At 68.7% G+C, this 959-nt stretch carries 1 protein-coding gene; it reads left to right on the top strand.

Features of this window, described 5'->3' with window-relative positions:
* Nucleotides 1-508: 508 nt before the first annotated feature.
* Nucleotides 509-959: siderophore-interacting protein (locus JCM19049_RS15505; protein ID WP_279403368.1), on the top strand; the 451-nt coding region annotated here is incomplete at its 3' end.

Raw genomic sequence — 959 nt, 5'->3', positions numbered from 1 at the left:
CGGCCGGCTCGTGGTCGGCTTCGGCGCCGGGCGCGGCTATGACTTCGACACGTTCGAATCGGATGCCGCCGAATGCGGGCTGCGGCTGCAACAGCGCTATTCGACCTGGCAGCTGCATGGGCCAGCCAGTGATTTTCTGGTGGCCGTGCTCGGACGCGGCGACCAGCCCGGGTAGCCCCTGTTCCAGCCGAAGACGGCCTTTTCTTGCGGTCCGGGTTCGCCGCGGGACACAATGAGCAGCAACGGTTATTGACGTGGAGCAGCGTGCAGTGAATTGTGCTCCTGGGCGGCCGCCCCGCCGCTGAGCACGGTGGGAGCGCGGCTGGCCCGTTGGCGCCACGGCTTATGCTGCGTGGCGCCTGCCAAGCGAGGGCCACCAGGTTCCTCGGCCACGACAGCAGTCGGCGGACCATCGGGGCCCAGACTCCCCGGCGGGTGCCGGCGGATAGGACGCCGCGATGAGCAATATCGCCGTAACCCATGCCGATTCCGGCTGGTACGCTGCCAGGTGCAGCGCAGTGAACGCATCACCCCGCACATGACCCGGGTGACCTTCGGCGGGCAGGACCTGGAGCGTTTCGAATACCGGGGCTTTGACCAGTGGTTCCGGCTGGCCATCCCGGTGGACTCGCACTCCCGCTTCGACAACCTGCCCGCAAAGTTCGGGGTCGGCGGCTACCTGAACTACCTGACGCTGCCCAAGGGCGCCCGCCCGGTCATCCGCAACTACACGATCCGCCAATTCCGCGCCGGTGCGGGGGAAATGGACGTGGACTTCCTGGTGCACGGCACCGAAGGGGTTGCCGGGCCGTGGGCGGCAAGCGTGCAGCCCGGCACCCCGGTTGCCTTCATCGACCAGGGGTGCGGCTGGAACCCGGTGCCGGCGGCCCGGCAGCTGATCATCGCCGATGAAAGCGCGATGCCCGTCGCGCTGGGGATCCTGCGCGACATGCCGCGCG

This window comes from Arthrobacter sp. JCM 19049 (assembly GCF_001310435.1).
The sequence above is the reverse complement of the archived record's forward strand: the minus strand, read 5'-3'. Positions and strand labels throughout refer to the sequence as shown.